Raw genomic sequence first — 14,942 nt, 5'->3', positions numbered from 1 at the left:
CATGACCTCACTCGTCGTTCTCGACTTCGATGCCCACGGCATCAAGCAACCCTCCCGCTCGGCCGTCGCCGCGGCGGCGCTGCTGGGTGAAGTCCATGTGCTGGTCGCAGGCGCGGGCGTCGGCAGCGCCCCCGCCGCGGCCGCCAAAATCGCCGGCGCCGCAAAGGTTCTGGTAGCTGACGACGCTTCCCTGACCCATGGCCTGGCCGAGCCGCTCGCTGCCCTCATCGTCTCGCTCGCGGGAAATTATTCCCACATCTTCCAGGCCGCCACGGCCGCTGGCAAAAACGTGCTGCCGCGCGTCGCCGCCCTGCTCGATGTTCAGCCCCTCAGCGACATCTCCGGCGTGGTCGATGCCGACACCTTCATCCGCCCGATCTATGCCGGCAACGCGCTCGCCACGGTCAAATCCTCCGACTCCCAAAAAGTCATCACCGTGCGCGCCTCGGCGTTTGACCCCGCGGCCCCCGAAGGCGGTTCCGCCGCCATTGAAACCCTGAGCGTCACCGCCGTGGCGGCGCAGTCGAAATATCTCTCCTCCGAACTCTCCAAATCCGAGCGCCCGGAGCTTACCGCCGCGAAGATCATCATCTCCGGCGGGCGCGGCATGCAAAACGGCGAGAACTTCACCAAACTGCTGGACCCGGTGGCCGACAAGCTCGGCGCCGCCGTCGGCGCCTCCCGCGCGGCGGTGGACGCGGGGTTCGTCCCCAACGATTATCAGGTCGGCCAGACCGGCAAGATCGTCGCTCCGGATCTCTACATCGCCGTCGGCATCTCAGGCGCCATCCAGCACCTGGCGGGCATGAAGGACTCCAAAGTCATCGTCGCCATCAACAAGGACGAAGACGCCCCGATCTTCCAGGTCGCCGACTACGGCCTGGTGGGAGATCTCTTCACCATCCTGCCAGAGCTGGAAAAAGCGCTATGAAAATCACGCATATTGGCGTCATCGGTGCCGGTCTCATGGGCAATGGCATTGCCCATGCCTGCCTGCTCGCGGGCTATCATGTCGCCCTTGTGGATACGTTTGAAGCCGCCCTGCCCAAGGCCCTGGCAACCATGAGCAAAAACATGGAGCGCCAGATCGCCAAGGGCAGCCTCACCGCCCAGGCGAAGGACGAGGCGCTGAGCCGCCTTGTCACCGCCACCAGCTACACCGCCCTCGGCACCGCCCAGATCATCATCGAGGCCGCGCCCGAGCGCGAGGAGATCAAGGAAGCCATCTACAAGGCGCTCGCTCCCCTCATCGGGGCGGACACCATCATCGCCTCCAACACCTCCTCCATCTCCATCACCAAACTGGCCAGCATCACCGGCCGGGCCGATAAATTCATCGGCATGCACTTCTTCAACCCGGTGCCGGTGATGAAGCTGGTGGAAGTCATCCGCGGCATGGCCACCTCGGATGAGACCTACAACACCATCTATGCACTGGCCGAATCGCTGGGCAAAACCATCGCCACGGCGGCGGATGCCCCCGGCTTCATCGTCAACCGCATCCTCTGCCCCATGATCAACGAGGCGATTTTCGCGCTGGCCGAGGGCGTCGGCACCGTCACCTCCATCGACTCCGGCATGAAACTCGGCGCCAACCACCCGATGGGCCCGCTCGAACTGGCGGATTTCGTCGGCCTGGACACGCTGCTGGAGGTCATGCGCGTGCTCCACAACGGCCTCGGCGAAGACAAATACCGCCCCGCCCCGCTACTCATCAAATACGTCGAAGCCGGGTGGTACGGCCGCAAATCCGGCCGCGGTTTCTACGATTATTCAGTAACCCCGCCAAAACCGGCGCGCTGACAAGGCGGCCGCGCGGCGCGTTTGGCACTCCTCCGCCATGAGTGCCAATATTCTTGACTTCCATTCGCCCACCTTCTAGAAAGCTGGCACTCTCAACGAGGGAGTGCTAGCAACCGCGGTGCCGCGTGCCGGGCCGGACAGGTTGCTGAGCTTTTAAGACTTATCAGTTTAGGAGCGATCCCGATGGCGAAATTCCGCCCATTGCACGACCGCGTTGTGGTCCGCCGGCTTAACGCCGAAGAAAAGACCGCAGGCGGCATCATCATCCCCGACACCGCCAAGGAAAAGCCGATGGAAGGCGAAGTCGTCGCCGCCGGTCTTGGCGCGCGTAACGAAGCCGGCGCCGTCGTGGCCCTGGACGTCAAGGCGGGGGACCGCGTTCTGTTTGGCAAATGGTCCGGCACCGAAGTTAAGATCGACGGTGAAGACCTGCTGATCATGAAGGAATCCGACATTCTCGGCATCATCGAGGCGCCCGCCGCCGCGAAGAAAAAAGCCTGATAAAACACATATTTAAGGAATCACCATATGGCTGCCAAAGACGTACGTTTTGGGGCTGATGCCCGCGACCGCATGCTGCGCGGCGTCGACACCCTCGCCAATGCCGTTAAAGTCACGCTCGGTCCCAAGGGCCGCAACGTGGTCATCGAGAAATCCTTCGGCGCCCCGCGCATCACCAAGGACGGCGTGACCGTCGCCAAGGAAATCGAGCTTGCCGATAAGTTCGAAAACCTCGGCGCGCAGCTGATCCGCGAAGTCGCTTCCAAGACCAACGACCTCGCCGGCGACGGCACCACCACCGCCACCGTGCTCGCCCAGGCGATTGTGCGTGAGGGCGTCAAGGCCGTGGCCGCCGGGTTGAACCCGATGGACCTGCGCCGCGGCGTCGACAAGGCGGTTGCCGCCGTCGTGGAAGAGCTCAAGAAGCGCACCAAGAAGATCACCACCCCCTCCGAGACCGCCCAGGTTGGCACCATTTCCGCCAACGGCGAGACCGAGATCGGCGAGATGATCTCCAAGGCGATGCAGAAAGTCGGCAACGAGGGCGTCATCACGGTTGAGGAGGCCAAGGGCATCCAGACCGAGCTGGACGTCGTCGAGGGCATGCAGTTTGACCGCGGCTATGTCTCCCCCTACTTCATCACCAACCCCGAGAAGATGATCGCGGATCTGGACAGCCCCTACATCCTGATCTTCGAGAAGAAGCTCTCCGGCCTGCAGCCGATGCTGCCCCTGCTCGAAGCCATCGTGCAGACCGGCAAGCCCCTGCTGATCATTGCTGAGGATGTCGAGGGTGAAGCCCTGGCAACCCTGGTTGTGAACAAGCTGCGTGGCGGCCTCAAGATCGCCGCCGTCAAGGCCCCTGGCTTTGGCGACCGCCGCAAGGCCATCCTGGAAGACATCGCCATCCTCACCGGTGGCCAGGTCATCTCCGAGGATTTGGGCATCAAGCTCGAGACCGTGACCCTCGCCATGCTGGGCCGCGCGAAGAAGATTCTGATCGAGAAGGAAAACACCACGATCATCGAAGGCGCTGGCAAGAAGGCCGACATTACGGGCCGCGTCACCCAGATCCGCGCGCAGATCGAGGAGACCACCTCCGACTACGACCGTGAGAAGCTGCAGGAACGTCTGGCCAAGCTGGCTGGCGGCGTCGCGGTCATCCGCGTCGGCGGCGCTTCCGAGGTTGAGGTCAAGGAACGCAAGGACCGCGTTGACGACGCCCTGCACGCAACCCGTGCGGCCGTTGAAGAAGGCATCGTGCCCGGCGGCGGCGTCGCCCTGGCCCGCGCCTCGCTCATCCTCGCCAAGCTGAAGTTCGACAACGAAGACCAGCGCGTCGGCATCGACATCGTCCGCAAGGCGATCCAGGTGCCCCTGCGCCAGATCTCCGAGAACGCTGGCGAAGATGGTGCGGTCATTGCCGGCAAGGTGCTGGACAAGGACGACTACTCCTACGGCTTCGATGCCCAATCCGGCGAATTCAAGGACATGGTCAAGGCCGGCATCATCGACCCCACCAAGGTTGTGCGTACCGCCCTGCAGGATGCTGCTTCCGTGGCCTCGCTGATCATCACCACCGAAGCCGGTGTGGTTGAGCGCCCCGAGAAGAAAGCTGCCGGCGGCATGCCCGGCGGCGGCATGGGCGGCATGGGCGGCATGGGCGATATGGATTTCTAGAGCGCGATCGTTTGAGGCTGCCGCGCGCAAGCGTGGCAGCCGAAAGCGTGAATCGCCCTCTTATCATAATAATCCAGCCCATAACATTTGGTTCAAAAAAAAGCCCCGGCGTTTCCGCCGGGGCTTTTATCATCACCGTGCCAACAGGCGGCGCGCTCAGGCGGCGCAGCTCTCAAACCCGCGCCTCAGCTGCGGCCGGTTCAAATCGCGCCCGATGAACACAATCCGGCTAGTGCGTTTTTCGCCCTCTTTCCACGGGCCGATAAAATCCCCATCCGCGATCATGTGCACCGCCTGAAAGGCAAACCGCCGGTCCTCGTTCTTATACGCCAAAATCCCCTTGGTCCGCAGCAAATTGGCCCCTTGCGTCTGCAAAATATGCCCAACCCACGCCTGGAATTTCTCCGCATCCAAAGGCGCGGCGCATTCCAGGGAGATGCTCGTCAGGTGCTCGTTATGCGTATGCTCTGAATCTTCATCGAGAAAATCCGGCACGCTCTCCAGCACTCTTTGCAAATCGAACGCGTTCAGCCCGAGCAGTTTCTCAATCGCCACATCGCCGCGCGTCGCATGATGAATTTGCGCGAACCGGTTGATGCTCCTGATCCGCGCCTCCACCTTCGCCAGTTCCTCCGGACTCACCAAGTCCAACTTGTTCAGCACAATCACATCGGCAAATGCCACCTGGTCGGCCGCTTCCGGTGAATCTTCCAGCCGGGCCAGAAAATGCCTAGCATCCACCACGGTTACAATCGCATCCAGCCGCGTCTTCGCCTTCACATCCTCATCGACAAAAAACGTCTGCGCCACCGGCGCCGGGTTCGCCAAACCCGTGGTCTCCACGATAATCCCGTCAAATTTATCCGCCCGCTTCATCAACCCGTTCACAATGCGGATCAAATCGCCGCGCACCGTGCAGCAGATGCAGCCGTTGTTCATCTCGAACACTTCTTCATCCGTATCCACGACAAGGTCGTTATCCACACCCAATTCACCGAATTCATTAATGATCACGGCGTATTTCTTGCCATGCTGCTCGGTCAGAATCCGGTTCAGCAGCGTTGTCTTGCCCGCCCCCAGATAGCCGGTAAGCACGGTCACGGGAATCAAATCAGCCATATTCAAACATCCAGTTTCATTGCGTTGGACCTTTATATAGGTAGTTTTAGCGCAAAACATCCGGCCAGGGATAACCGCCCGGCGCCACACGGCCAAACGCCGCCGCCACCACATATTCCGCAACCAGCCGCTCGTTGAACAGCTCGATATATTTGGCCCGCCCCGCCGCCGCCGCCGCCATCCGCGCCACCGGATCGCCCGCATAAAACGTCAGTTTCTCGGCCAATTCGCCTAGCGAGGAGAAAAAAATCATCTCATCATCGTAGAACAGCCGATCATAGCCGGTCTGCCGTTCAATCGCGGCAAGCAGCCCGTTGCCCATCAGATGCGCCAGCCGGTCCGAGCTGTAGAGAAAATAATCGCTGCGGCGGCTGATGTTCAGCCCAATCCCCGCCTGCTCCAGCCCGTCCTGATACGCCGCGCCAAACAGCAGCTTCTGGCCGAACATCCCTGGCGTCAAAATGCTCACCCCCGGCGTCTGTGCGCGCAGTGCTTGCGTAAACGCTTCCATATCCCAGGGCTGGCCGCACACCACCCGCGACGGCCGGTGCGGATTGCCGCAGGCGTAAATCACATCAAACGCCGGCGCCGCCACCTGGTCCATCCGCGCGCGCTCAACGGATACATCCACCGGATTGGGCAAAAACCCGGCCAGCCGGCCCGGCCTGCGGAATTGCTCCAGCGCCGGCCCCGCGGTGGAAATCAGCGTCGCGTCCACCACATCGATCATATTCATAATCCGCGCCACATTCCCCGGCTCGAACAACGGGTCCACATTCCACTGCACCACCCGCAGTTGCGGCAAATCCGCGCGAATCGTGGCAATCGTCTCCGCCCAGATCATATCCGCATGGCCCAGCACCAGCAGGTCCGGCCGGTGCTCGCGGCAGAACTCGCGCAACACCTGGTTGGCCGTGCGCCGCCCCAGCCGGTAATGCCCAAAGCCCGCCGCGCGCGCGATATCGCGGTCAGAAAGGTTGAACACCGCATGGCCATTACGGGTGAAGCCGTTGGAAAGCTTGATCTCCACTGAATGTTGATTGCGCCGGCTCAACGAGACTGGGAAATACGCGACATGAACAATCCGCAGCATCGCGCCTATTCCCGCCTCAAATTAGCGGGAAACTCCAAAAAAGTGCGCTCATGCGGCGAAAATCTTACCATTTAGCCGAGGTGCCGTAGCGGCTGGGATGTGTCAACCGCCAAACGCCTCCCCCCAGCGGCCACCGCCTCTTCCCTTGCCGCCAGCGCCAGCCCGAACACAAAAAACAGCCAGCCGGACATATATAAAATAGGAAATTCGTCGGCCGAGCCAAACGGCCACACGAAGGTGACAACCGCAATCAGCAGCCCCACCCGCAACGGCTCCGGCCTGCCCCAGAGTCCGCGGGCCAGCGTGGTCAGCCATACCGCGATCATGCCCATAAACAGCAGCAGCCCTGGAACCCCCGCATCCACGAACGCCTGAAAATAGAAATTATGCGGATGCAGATTGCACGCCCCCAGCCCGAGCGCGGTCGGCGCAATGCCCAGCGCCGGCAACCCGCCGCCAAAGCGCGCCTGCGGGCACAACACGCGGAAACCATTATACCCCCAGCCATGCCAGGGCGACTGCAACCCCATCACGCTCGCGCGGGTGAACAATTCGCCATAAGGGCTGAGCGTGAAATGGCGCAGGTTAACATATGTCTCGCCGACCAGCTTGGCATAGGTCGGCGGCGAGATCACCGGCGTCGCCAGCAGCACCGCCCCCGCCACCAGCGCCAGCACCAGCACCACCCGGCGCAGTTGCGGCACCAGCAGCGCCGTGCCGGTCAGGCCAACCGCGCTCAGCACCACCCCCATGCGCTGGCCGATCAACACGGCGGTCACCACCCCCAGCGCCGCGAGCCCAACCGCCCCGGCGCGCCAGCCCACCCCGCGCCACCCGGCCTCCCGCCTGCCCAGCATCGCCATAACCGGCGGCAGCATGGTGGCAAACAGCAAGTGTGCATAAAGCGCCCCGGCGCGCGGCCGGCGGAACGGCCCGGTCAGCGAGCCGTCGCTCCAGCGATGCTCCCCAAACAGATTTCTACCGGTGAGATATTGCTGCCAGGCCTCCAGGCCAATCCATACCGATGCTGCCGCCAGCATCCACCACGCCGCCCGCCGCGCGCCCGGGGTGGTCAGCACCCAGCCTTGCAACGCCGCCACGAACACAAAAAACCGTGGAATCACCAGTGCCTGCATAAAGCCCATGCGCCAGCCCGCCCCGCCGGTCCCCAGCCCGGGCAGCGGCAGCGAGCACAGCAACAGCCAGCCCCACCACAGCATCGCGGCCATGAACCAGGGCTGGCGCGCCCAGGCAAAGCCCCGCCCCCGCGCGCATTCGAGCAGAAACAAAACATCCACCAGGCCGATACAGATTTCCGCCAGCACCCAGGCATGCAGCAGCCCCAACGGAACAACCAGCGCCGCTGCCAGCGCGGCCTTATGCATCCGCTCAGTGCGCACGCACGGCCGCTCCTCCGGTGTCCCTGGCCGCCATCAGGCCCTGATAATAGCCGACCCATTGGCGCGTCACCGCCTCACGGGTGAATCCGGCCAGATACTCCGCATGCCCCTGCGCCGCGATTTTCTCCCGCAACGCCTTGTCATCCAGCACCTTGCGGATCGCCACGGCCAGCCCCGCGCTGTCATTCACCGGCACCAGCATGCCGTTCTCGCCATTGCGGATATAGGCGCGCGGCCCATCGCTGTCGCAGGCGACAAATGGCGTCCCCGCCTGCCACGCATCCAGAATCACAGTCCCGAACGGCTCGTAACGCGAGGGCAGCACACACACATCGGCCGCGCGCAGCAAGGCCCCGCGGTCAGTCCGCCAGCCCAGAAACCGCACCTGTCCCGCCACGTCCAGCCTTTCGGCCAAAGCCTGCAACTCAGCCAGAATCGGCCCGTCCCCCGCGATCCAGAGCACACAGTCGGGCAGAAACGCCAGCGCATGCAGCATGGTGTCCAGCCCCTTCACCGGATGCAGCCGCGAGAGCGTGAGCAGCACCCGCGCCTCCGGCCGTGTCACCAGCGTTGCACGGTCAATCGCCGGGGCGTCATCCACGGTGGGAAACGTCGGGATATACGCCGCGCGCGCCGCCGCCACGCCGGCCTCGCGCATATGCCGCACCAAATCGCGCGTCACCCCCACAAAGCGGGTGCAATGCCCAAAATACCGCAACTCCTCATAATCGCCGAACCAGCCGATCACCTCCGCCCGCCGCCGCGCCGCAACCGGCACCAGGCTCACCGCCCGGCGCATCCAGCAATGGATGATATCGGGCTTCTCGCGCGCGATCAGCTGGCGCATCCGCCACCATTGCAGCGGGCGAAACGAATCCGCCAACACCCCCGGCGCCATGCGCAGCCCGGCAGCCGCCAGCTCGCCCGCGCGCGGCGCATCCGGGCGCATCACCACACACTGGTCAATCCCCGCCTCATGCAGACTGAGCATCACATCGGTCGAGTACAACTCGGCCCCGCCATTGCCCTTGCCCGCCATCACATGCAGAACGCGCATTCAAAAAACCCCTGCCAGCCAAGCCGGTAATGGCCGCTTATACCGTGCCTTACAGGCAGACGCCCGCCTTCACAAACCCCTCACGCCCGCACCTGCACATAGCGCCCCGGCGCATTCTCGATCGCCTTCAACTTCCCCTTGCCGGGGATTCGCGCCGGCACCCTGGTGCTGTCAAACCCGCTCACCCAGCGCTGCCAGTCCGGCCACCAGGAGCCGCCAACCTCAGTCGCGCCGGTGAACCATTCATCCGGATTTACCGGCAGTTCAGTATTGATGAAATGATTATACTTGCCCCCCTCGGGCGGGTTAACCACGCCCGCAATATGGCCCGAGGCCGCCAGCACGAAACGCACCGGGCCGCCAAAATTCAACGCCCCCTTGTAGGTGCTGGTCCAGGGCGTGATATGGTCCTCCCGGCAGGAGAGAAAATAAACCGGAATATCAATCCTGCGCAGATCCACCGGCACGCCCTTCATCACGATACCGCCCGGCTGCGCGAGCAGGTTCTTCTGATACATATTGCGTAAATAAAACGAATGCATCGCAGGCGGCATGCGCGTCGCGTCCGAGTTCCAGTACAACAGATCGAAGGGAAACGGCTCCTTGCCGAGCAAATAGTTGTTAACAACAAAACTCCAGATCAAATCGTTCGCGCGCAGCATATTGAAGGTGGCCGCCATCTCAGCACCCTCCAGATATCCCTTCTTGAACATCTTCTCCTCGATGCTGCTCAGCTGCTCCTCATCGATGAACACGCCAAGCTCCCCCGCATCGGTGAAATCGGTCAGCGTGACCAGAAACGTCGCGGTCTTTATCCGCTCATCCCCGGTCGCCTTCATATACCCCAGCGAGGAAGCCAGCAGCGTCCCCCCCAGGCAATAGCCGATGGCGTTCACCTCGCGCATCCCGGTGGCTTTCTCGATCGCATCCAGCGCCGCGAGCACGCCCTCCGCCATGTAGTCATCAAAATTCTTGTCCGCCAGCGTGGCGTCCGGGTTCACCCAGCTCACCATGAACACCGTATGCCCCTGGGACACCAGATAGCGCACCAGCGAATTCTTCAGCCGCAGGTCAAGAATATAAAATTTATTGATCCACGGCGGAAAAATCACCACCGGCCGGGCAAACACCGTCTCACTCGCCGGGCTGTACTGGATCAGCTGCATCAGCTCGTTCTGGTAGATAACCTTGCCTTCCGAAACCGCGATATTCCCGCCAACCTTGAAGGCCTCGGTATCAGCCATCTTGATCCGCAGATTGCCCCGCCCCTGTTCCAGATCGCTCAGCAGGTTGCTCAACCCCTTCACCAGATTCTCCCCCCCCGTCTCGCGTGTGCGGCGCAGCACCTCGGGGTTTGTCAGGGCAAAATTGCTGGGGCTGAGCGCATTGATGAACTGGCGGGCGTAAAAATCAATCTTCTGCGCGGTCTTGGGCTCCAGACCGTCCACATGAGTCACCACATCGTTGATGTAGCGCGCCGAGAGCAGATATGACTGCTTGATATAATCGAAAATTTCATTCTGCTGCCATGCCGGGTCTGCGAATCGCTTGTCCTTCGGGTCGCTCTGGATCACCGGCTCCGATTCCATGCCCATAATCCGCCGTGTCGTATTCTGCCACAGCGTCATATAATCGCGCCACAACCCCAGTTGCGCATGCACCATCTGCCCCGGATTCGCGAGCAGTTTGCTGGTCATCTCCAAAAACGCGCCCCCCACATTCAGCGGATCCAGCTCCAAGCCCTCCTGTGCCTGGCGGCGCAGCCACTCGTTCACCAGCCGCTGCGAACGCAAGGCGATATCGGCCATGGAACACCCCAACTGCCCGGCATCCGGCAGCTTTATGTCGGTTTCGTTCTGTCCGGTGGTTTGCTTCATTTATGGCTATCCTTTCCGTGGCGGCAGTTCTCAGGCAAACAGCTGATATGCGTTTTTGCTTGCGGAGAAAATCCTGATGATATTTCGGCGGCTTGGTTCTGCGGTGTCTGTTGTTCTATCATTGTTCTTGGGCGGTTGTTCTGGTTCGTTAGGTTTGTACCACAGCATTGAAGGTGGCGCGATTGCCCAAAACCGGCAACCCCCGCCAGGAGCGGACCAGCCCTACCCCAATCTCGCCGATGTGCCGCAAGCCCCGCCGCCAGCCGCGCCCGGCGCGCAAGCCGCCATCGCCGCGCGCGCGCGCGCCAACACCCCCGGCGTCACTCCGCCCTCGCCGGGTGCGCTGGCCGGGCTGGAACTGCCCGCCGCCCCGCCGCCGCTGCCCAACATCCCAGGGCTTGAACTCACCCGGCCCGCCGCTCCCCCGCCCGCCGCTGCGCCCGCCCCGCCCGCGCCGCCACCCAATGGCCCGCCAGTGGCGCTGGCCTTCCCCCCCGGCTCGGCCCTTCTGCCGGCGGCCGCGCTCGCCCCCATCAGGGCAATCGCCGCGGAGCGCGTCAGGGCAATCGCCGCGGCGCACGCCAAGGCCAGCAACGCGCACATCCTCGCCGGTGGTTTCGGCAGCTCCTTCGCCCTCGCGCTTGCCCGCGCGCAGCGCCTGGGCGAGGCCCTCACCGCCGCCGGCGTCCCCGCAAGTGCGATAAAACTCGTGGCCCAGCCCTCTGGTTCTGGCGGCTTCGTGCAATTGGTATATTAAGCCTCCACCAACCCCTTACAGAGAGACCTTGAGCGTTCCATGACCGAAGAGTTTCACCGCATCCGCCGCCTGCCCCCTTATGTCTTTGCCGAGGTGAACGCCGCCAAAGCCAAGGCGCGGGCCATCGCGGAGGACATTATAGACCTCGGCATGGGCAACCCGGACAGCCCCACGCCGCCGCATATCGTCGCCAAACTCGTCGAGACCGTGCAGGACCCGCGCAGCCACCGCTACTCCACCAGCAAGGGCATACCCGGCCTGCGCCGCGCGCTCGCCGCCTATTATGACCGCCGCTTCGGCGTAAAACTGAACCCTGACACCGAAGTCATCGCCACGCTCGGCTCCAAGGAGGGGCTGGCCAACCTCGCCGCCGCCATCACCTCCCCGGGCGACACCATCCTGGTCCCCAACCCTTCCTACCCCATCCACCAGTTCGGCTTCATCATCGCCGGCGCCTCCGTGCGTTCCATCCCCGCCGAGCCGGGCGAAGACATGCTGCGCGCCATCGACCGCGCGGTGCGCCACTCCGTGCCAAAACCCACGGCGCTCATCGTCAACTACCCTTCCAACCCCACCGCCCACATGGCCAGCCTTGATTTCTACAAGGAGCTGGTGGCGCTGGCGAAAAAGAACGAGCTGTTCATCATCTCGGACCTCGCCTACGCCGAAATTTATTTCGAAGGCACGCCCCCGCCCTCGGTGCTGGAAGTTCCCGGCGCCAAGGACATCACCATCGAGTTCACCTCGATGTCCAAAACCTATTCCATGCCCGGCTGGCGCATGGGTTTTGGCGCCGGCAACCCGCGCCTCATCACCGCGCTCACGCGCATGAAGTCTTATCTTGACTACGGCGCCTTCACCCCCATCCAGGTCGCCGCGACCGCCGCCCTCAACGGCCCGCAGGATTGCGTGGACGACATGCGCGCCCTCTACAAGGAACGCCGGGATATTCTCATCAAGGGCCTGCACGCCGCTGGATGGGATGTCCCCTCCCCCGCCGGCTCCATGTTCGCCTGGGCACCGATCCCGCCGCGCTACGCCCATCTGGGCAGCCTGGAATTCTCCAAGCTGCTGATGGAAAAAGCCAAGGTCGCCGTCGCCCCTGGCATCGGCTTCGGCGAATATGGTGACTCCCACGTCCGCATCGCCCTGGTTGAGAACACCCACCGCCTGCGTCAGGCCCTGCGCAACATCCGTCATTTCCTCACCACGGACAGCACCGTTCCCGCTGATGACATCGCCCTGGAAGACGGCCAATGACCCCGCTTAAAGCCGGCATCGCCGGCCTTGGCACCGTCGGCGCCGGCACCGTGCGCCTGCTGGCTGAAAACGCCGCCCTCATCGCCGCGCGCGCCGGGCGGCCCATCAGCGTCACCGCTGTCTCCGCGCGGGACAAATCACGAGACCGCGGCATCGCGCTCGCCGGCATCACTTGGCACGAGGACGCCCTCTCCCTCGCTACCGACCCTAATGTCGATGTCGTGGTCGAGCTCATCGGCGGCACCAGCGGCCCGGCCAAAGCCCTGGTGGAAGCCGCCATCGCCGCCGGCCGCCCCGTGGTCACCGCCAACAAGGCGCTGCTCGCGGTGCACGGCGCCGCCATCGCCGCCGCGGCCGAGACCGCCGGCCTCCCGCTCGGCTTCGAGGCCGCCGTCGCCGGGGGCATCCCGGTCATCAAGGTGCTGCGCGAGGGCCTCGCCGCCAACCGCGTCTCGCGCGTCGCCGGCATCCTCAACGGCACCTGCAACTACATCCTCACCACCATGCGCGAGGAAGGCCGCGACTTCCCCGAAGTCCTGGCCGACGCCCAAGCGCTCGGCTACGCCGAAGCCGACCCCGCCTTCGATATTGACGGCGTGGACGCCGCCCACAAACTCACCATCCTCGCCGCCCTGGCGTTTGGCCAGAACGTTGATTTCTCGTCCGTGCATATCGAGGGCATCCGTCACATCTCCGCGCTGGACATCAGCTTCGCCGAGGAACTCGGCTACCGCATCAAGCTGCTTGGCATCGCACAGCAAACCCCGGCGGGCGTTTCCATGCGCGTCCACCCGGCCATGGTGCCGGTCAGCAAGCTCCTCGCCGCGGTGGAGGGCGTGTTCAACGCCGTGCTGATGGAGGGCGATTTCTCCGGCCCCGTCTTCTGCCAGGGCCGCGGCGCTGGCGCCGGCCCCACCGCCAGCGCGGTCGTGGCCGACCTGATCGACATCGCGCGCGGCAGTAAAATCCCCGTCTGGGGCGCCGCCCAGTCGGCCTTGGCGCCCTCGCGCCCGGTCGCCATCGCCGCCCTCACCGGGGCTTATTACCTGCGCCTGATGGTCACCGACCAGCCCGGCGTGCTCGCCGATGTCACCGCCATCCTGCGCGAACACGGCATCTCGCTCGAATCCATGCTGCAACACGGGCGCAAGCCCGGCGAGGCGGTGCCCATCGTCCTGGTCACGCATGACACGGTGGAAGCCGCCATCAGCGCCGCCATCGCGCGCATCGCCAAGCTGGATTGCGTGCAAGAACCCCCCGCCCTCATCCGCATCGAACCCAAATAAGAGAGACAAGCCATGACCGCACCCCGCCTCGGAGAGGTCTCCGACCGCAACCTTGCCCTGGAACTCGTCCGCGTGACCGAGGCCGCCGCCATCGCCGCCTCGCGCTGGATCGGCCGCGGCAAAAAAAACGAAGCCGACGGCGCGGCGGTGGAAGCCATGCGCAAAGCGTTTGACACCGTGGCCATAAGCGGCACCGTGGTCATCGGCGAGGGGGAGATGGACGAAGCCCCGATGCTCTTCATCGGCGAAAAAGTCGGTCTCGGCGGCCCGCATATGGATATCGCGGTCGATCCGCTGGAAGGCACCAACATCACCGCCAAGGGCGGCCCCAACGCCATCGCCACCGTGGCCCTGGCCGAGCGCGGCAACTTCCTCCACGCGCCAGACATCTACATGGAAAAAATCGCGGTCGGCGGCGGCCTGCCCGAAGGCGTGGTCTCACTTGACGCCCCCGTGGCCGAGAACCTCAAAAACCTCGCCCGCGCCAAAAAAATTGACATCTCCGACCTGATGATCTGCATGCTCGACCGCGAGCGCCACGCCGAAATCATCGCGAAAATCCGCGAAACGGGCGCGCGCATCACCCTCATCGGCGACGGCGACGTCGCCGGCGTCATCGCCGTCAGCCAGTCCTTCACCGGGATTGACATGTATCTCGGCTCCGGCGGCGCGCCGGAGGGCGTGCTGGCCGCCGCCGCGTTGCGCTGCATCGGCGGCCAGATGCAGGGCAAGCTGTTGTTCGAGGACCAGGAGCAGATCGCGCGCGCCCGCACCATGGGTGTGAGCGACCCCAACCGCATCTACAATATCATGGACATGGCCAAAGGCGACGTCATGTTCGCCGCCACCGGCGTCACCGGCGGCCCGATGCTCAAGGGCGTGCGCCGTGAAGGTGCCGGCGCCTTCACCCATTCCATCGTCATGCGCAGCAAATCAGGCACCGTGCGCTACGTCGAGGCACATCACAACTTCGCAACCAAAACCTGGGCGCCCGAGATGTAGGGGCGCAAGCCCCCTCGCCGTTTCAGCACATGTCCGCGCAACCCGGCGTCTCCCGGATCAGCCATATCATTCCATTTTGGCACCAAACCCGTACAAATTGGGGCGCA

At 63.7% G+C, this 14,942-nt stretch carries 13 protein-coding genes; 8 read left to right on the top strand and 5 right to left on the bottom strand.

All coding sequences use genetic code 11. The features are described from left to right. Nucleotide 1: 1 nt before the first annotated feature. From PHE40_RS04650 to groL, 4 genes are all read left to right on the top strand, one after another. Entirely contained in the window at nt 2–931 is a 930-nt protein-coding gene (locus tag PHE40_RS04650; protein WP_299958698.1) for an electron transfer flavoprotein subunit alpha/FixB family protein, read from the top strand. Then, nucleotides 928–1,803, top strand: coding sequence for a 3-hydroxybutyryl-CoA dehydrogenase (locus tag PHE40_RS04645; RefSeq protein WP_299958697.1), 876 nt, complete (start codon nt 928–930; stop codon nt 1,801–1,803). Before PHE40_RS04650 ends, PHE40_RS04645 begins: the two co-directional genes overlap by 4 nt. Before the next feature lie 183 nt (nt 1,804–1,986). After that, on the top strand, nt 1,987–2,304 hold the full coding sequence (groES, locus tag PHE40_RS04640) for a co-chaperone GroES (protein ID WP_299958696.1): 318 nt from the start codon (nt 1,987–1,989) through the stop codon (nt 2,302–2,304). A gap of 27 nt (nt 2,305–2,331) precedes the next feature. Continuing rightward, nucleotides 2,332–3,984 carry a chaperonin GroEL gene (gene groL / locus PHE40_RS04635; protein ID WP_299958695.1) on the top strand — a complete coding sequence of 551 codons (1,653 nt, stop codon included), beginning with the start codon at nt 2,332–2,334 and terminating at the stop codon, nt 3,982–3,984. A 156-nt stretch (nt 3,985–4,140) separates the two neighbouring features. Here the strand turns inward: groL and PHE40_RS04630 are convergent, their stop codons facing one another. The 5 genes from PHE40_RS04630 to PHE40_RS04610 form a co-directional block, all read right to left on the bottom strand. Then, nucleotides 4,141–5,103, bottom strand: a complete 963-nt coding sequence (locus tag PHE40_RS04630) for a GTP-binding protein (protein ID WP_299958694.1) — start codon at nt 5,101–5,103, stop codon at nt 4,141–4,143. A 46-nt stretch (nt 5,104–5,149) separates the two neighbouring features. After that, entirely contained in the window at nt 5,150–6,196 is a 1,047-nt protein-coding gene (locus PHE40_RS04625; RefSeq protein WP_299958693.1) for a glycosyltransferase, read from the bottom strand. A 71-nt stretch (nt 6,197–6,267) separates the two neighbouring features. Beyond that, on the bottom strand, nt 6,268–7,596 hold the full coding sequence (locus tag PHE40_RS04620; RefSeq protein WP_299958691.1) for an O-antigen ligase: 1,329 nt from the start codon (nt 7,594–7,596) through the stop codon (nt 6,268–6,270). Beyond that, nucleotides 7,586–8,653, bottom strand: a complete 1,068-nt coding sequence (locus PHE40_RS04615; RefSeq protein ID WP_299958688.1) for a glycosyltransferase — start codon at nt 8,651–8,653, stop codon at nt 7,586–7,588. Before PHE40_RS04615 ends, PHE40_RS04620 begins: the two co-directional genes overlap by 11 nt. Nucleotides 8,654–8,733: 80 nt before the next feature. Beyond that, a complete protein-coding gene (locus PHE40_RS04610; protein WP_299958685.1) occupies nt 8,734–10,530 on the bottom strand; it encodes an alpha/beta hydrolase in 1,797 nt (598 codons plus the stop codon). A 154-nt stretch (nt 10,531–10,684) separates the two neighbouring features. Between PHE40_RS04610 and PHE40_RS04605 the strand changes: the two genes are divergently transcribed. Genes PHE40_RS04605 through glpX form a run of 4 tightly spaced genes read left to right on the top strand, consistent with a single transcriptional unit; the run spans nt 10,685 to nt 14,835 of the window. Further along, complete coding sequence (locus tag PHE40_RS04605) at nt 10,685–11,287, top strand: hypothetical protein (RefSeq protein WP_299958682.1); 603 nt, start codon at nt 10,685–10,687, stop codon at nt 11,285–11,287. A 39-nt stretch (nt 11,288–11,326) separates the two neighbouring features. Then, on the top strand, nt 11,327–12,547 hold the full coding sequence (locus tag PHE40_RS04600; RefSeq protein ID WP_299958679.1) for an LL-diaminopimelate aminotransferase: 1,221 nt from the start codon (nt 11,327–11,329) through the stop codon (nt 12,545–12,547). After that, nucleotides 12,544–13,833 (top strand): homoserine dehydrogenase, encoded by a 1,290-nt coding sequence (locus PHE40_RS04595; RefSeq protein ID WP_299958677.1) that lies wholly within the window; start codon nt 12,544–12,546, stop codon nt 13,831–13,833. Before PHE40_RS04600 ends, PHE40_RS04595 begins: the two co-directional genes overlap by 4 nt. A gap of 12 nt (nt 13,834–13,845) precedes the next feature. After that, nucleotides 13,846–14,835, top strand: coding sequence for a class II fructose-bisphosphatase (gene glpX / locus PHE40_RS04590; RefSeq protein ID WP_299958674.1), 990 nt, complete (start codon nt 13,846–13,848; stop codon nt 14,833–14,835). The last annotated feature ends 107 nt before the right edge of the window (nt 14,836–14,942 follow it).

Origin of the sequence: Acidocella sp. (assembly GCF_028687955.1) — a bacterium.
In the GTDB taxonomy this organism is placed as follows: Bacteria; Pseudomonadota; Alphaproteobacteria; order Acetobacterales; family Acetobacteraceae; genus Acidocella.
This window is presented reverse-complemented; position numbering and strand designations above follow the sequence as displayed.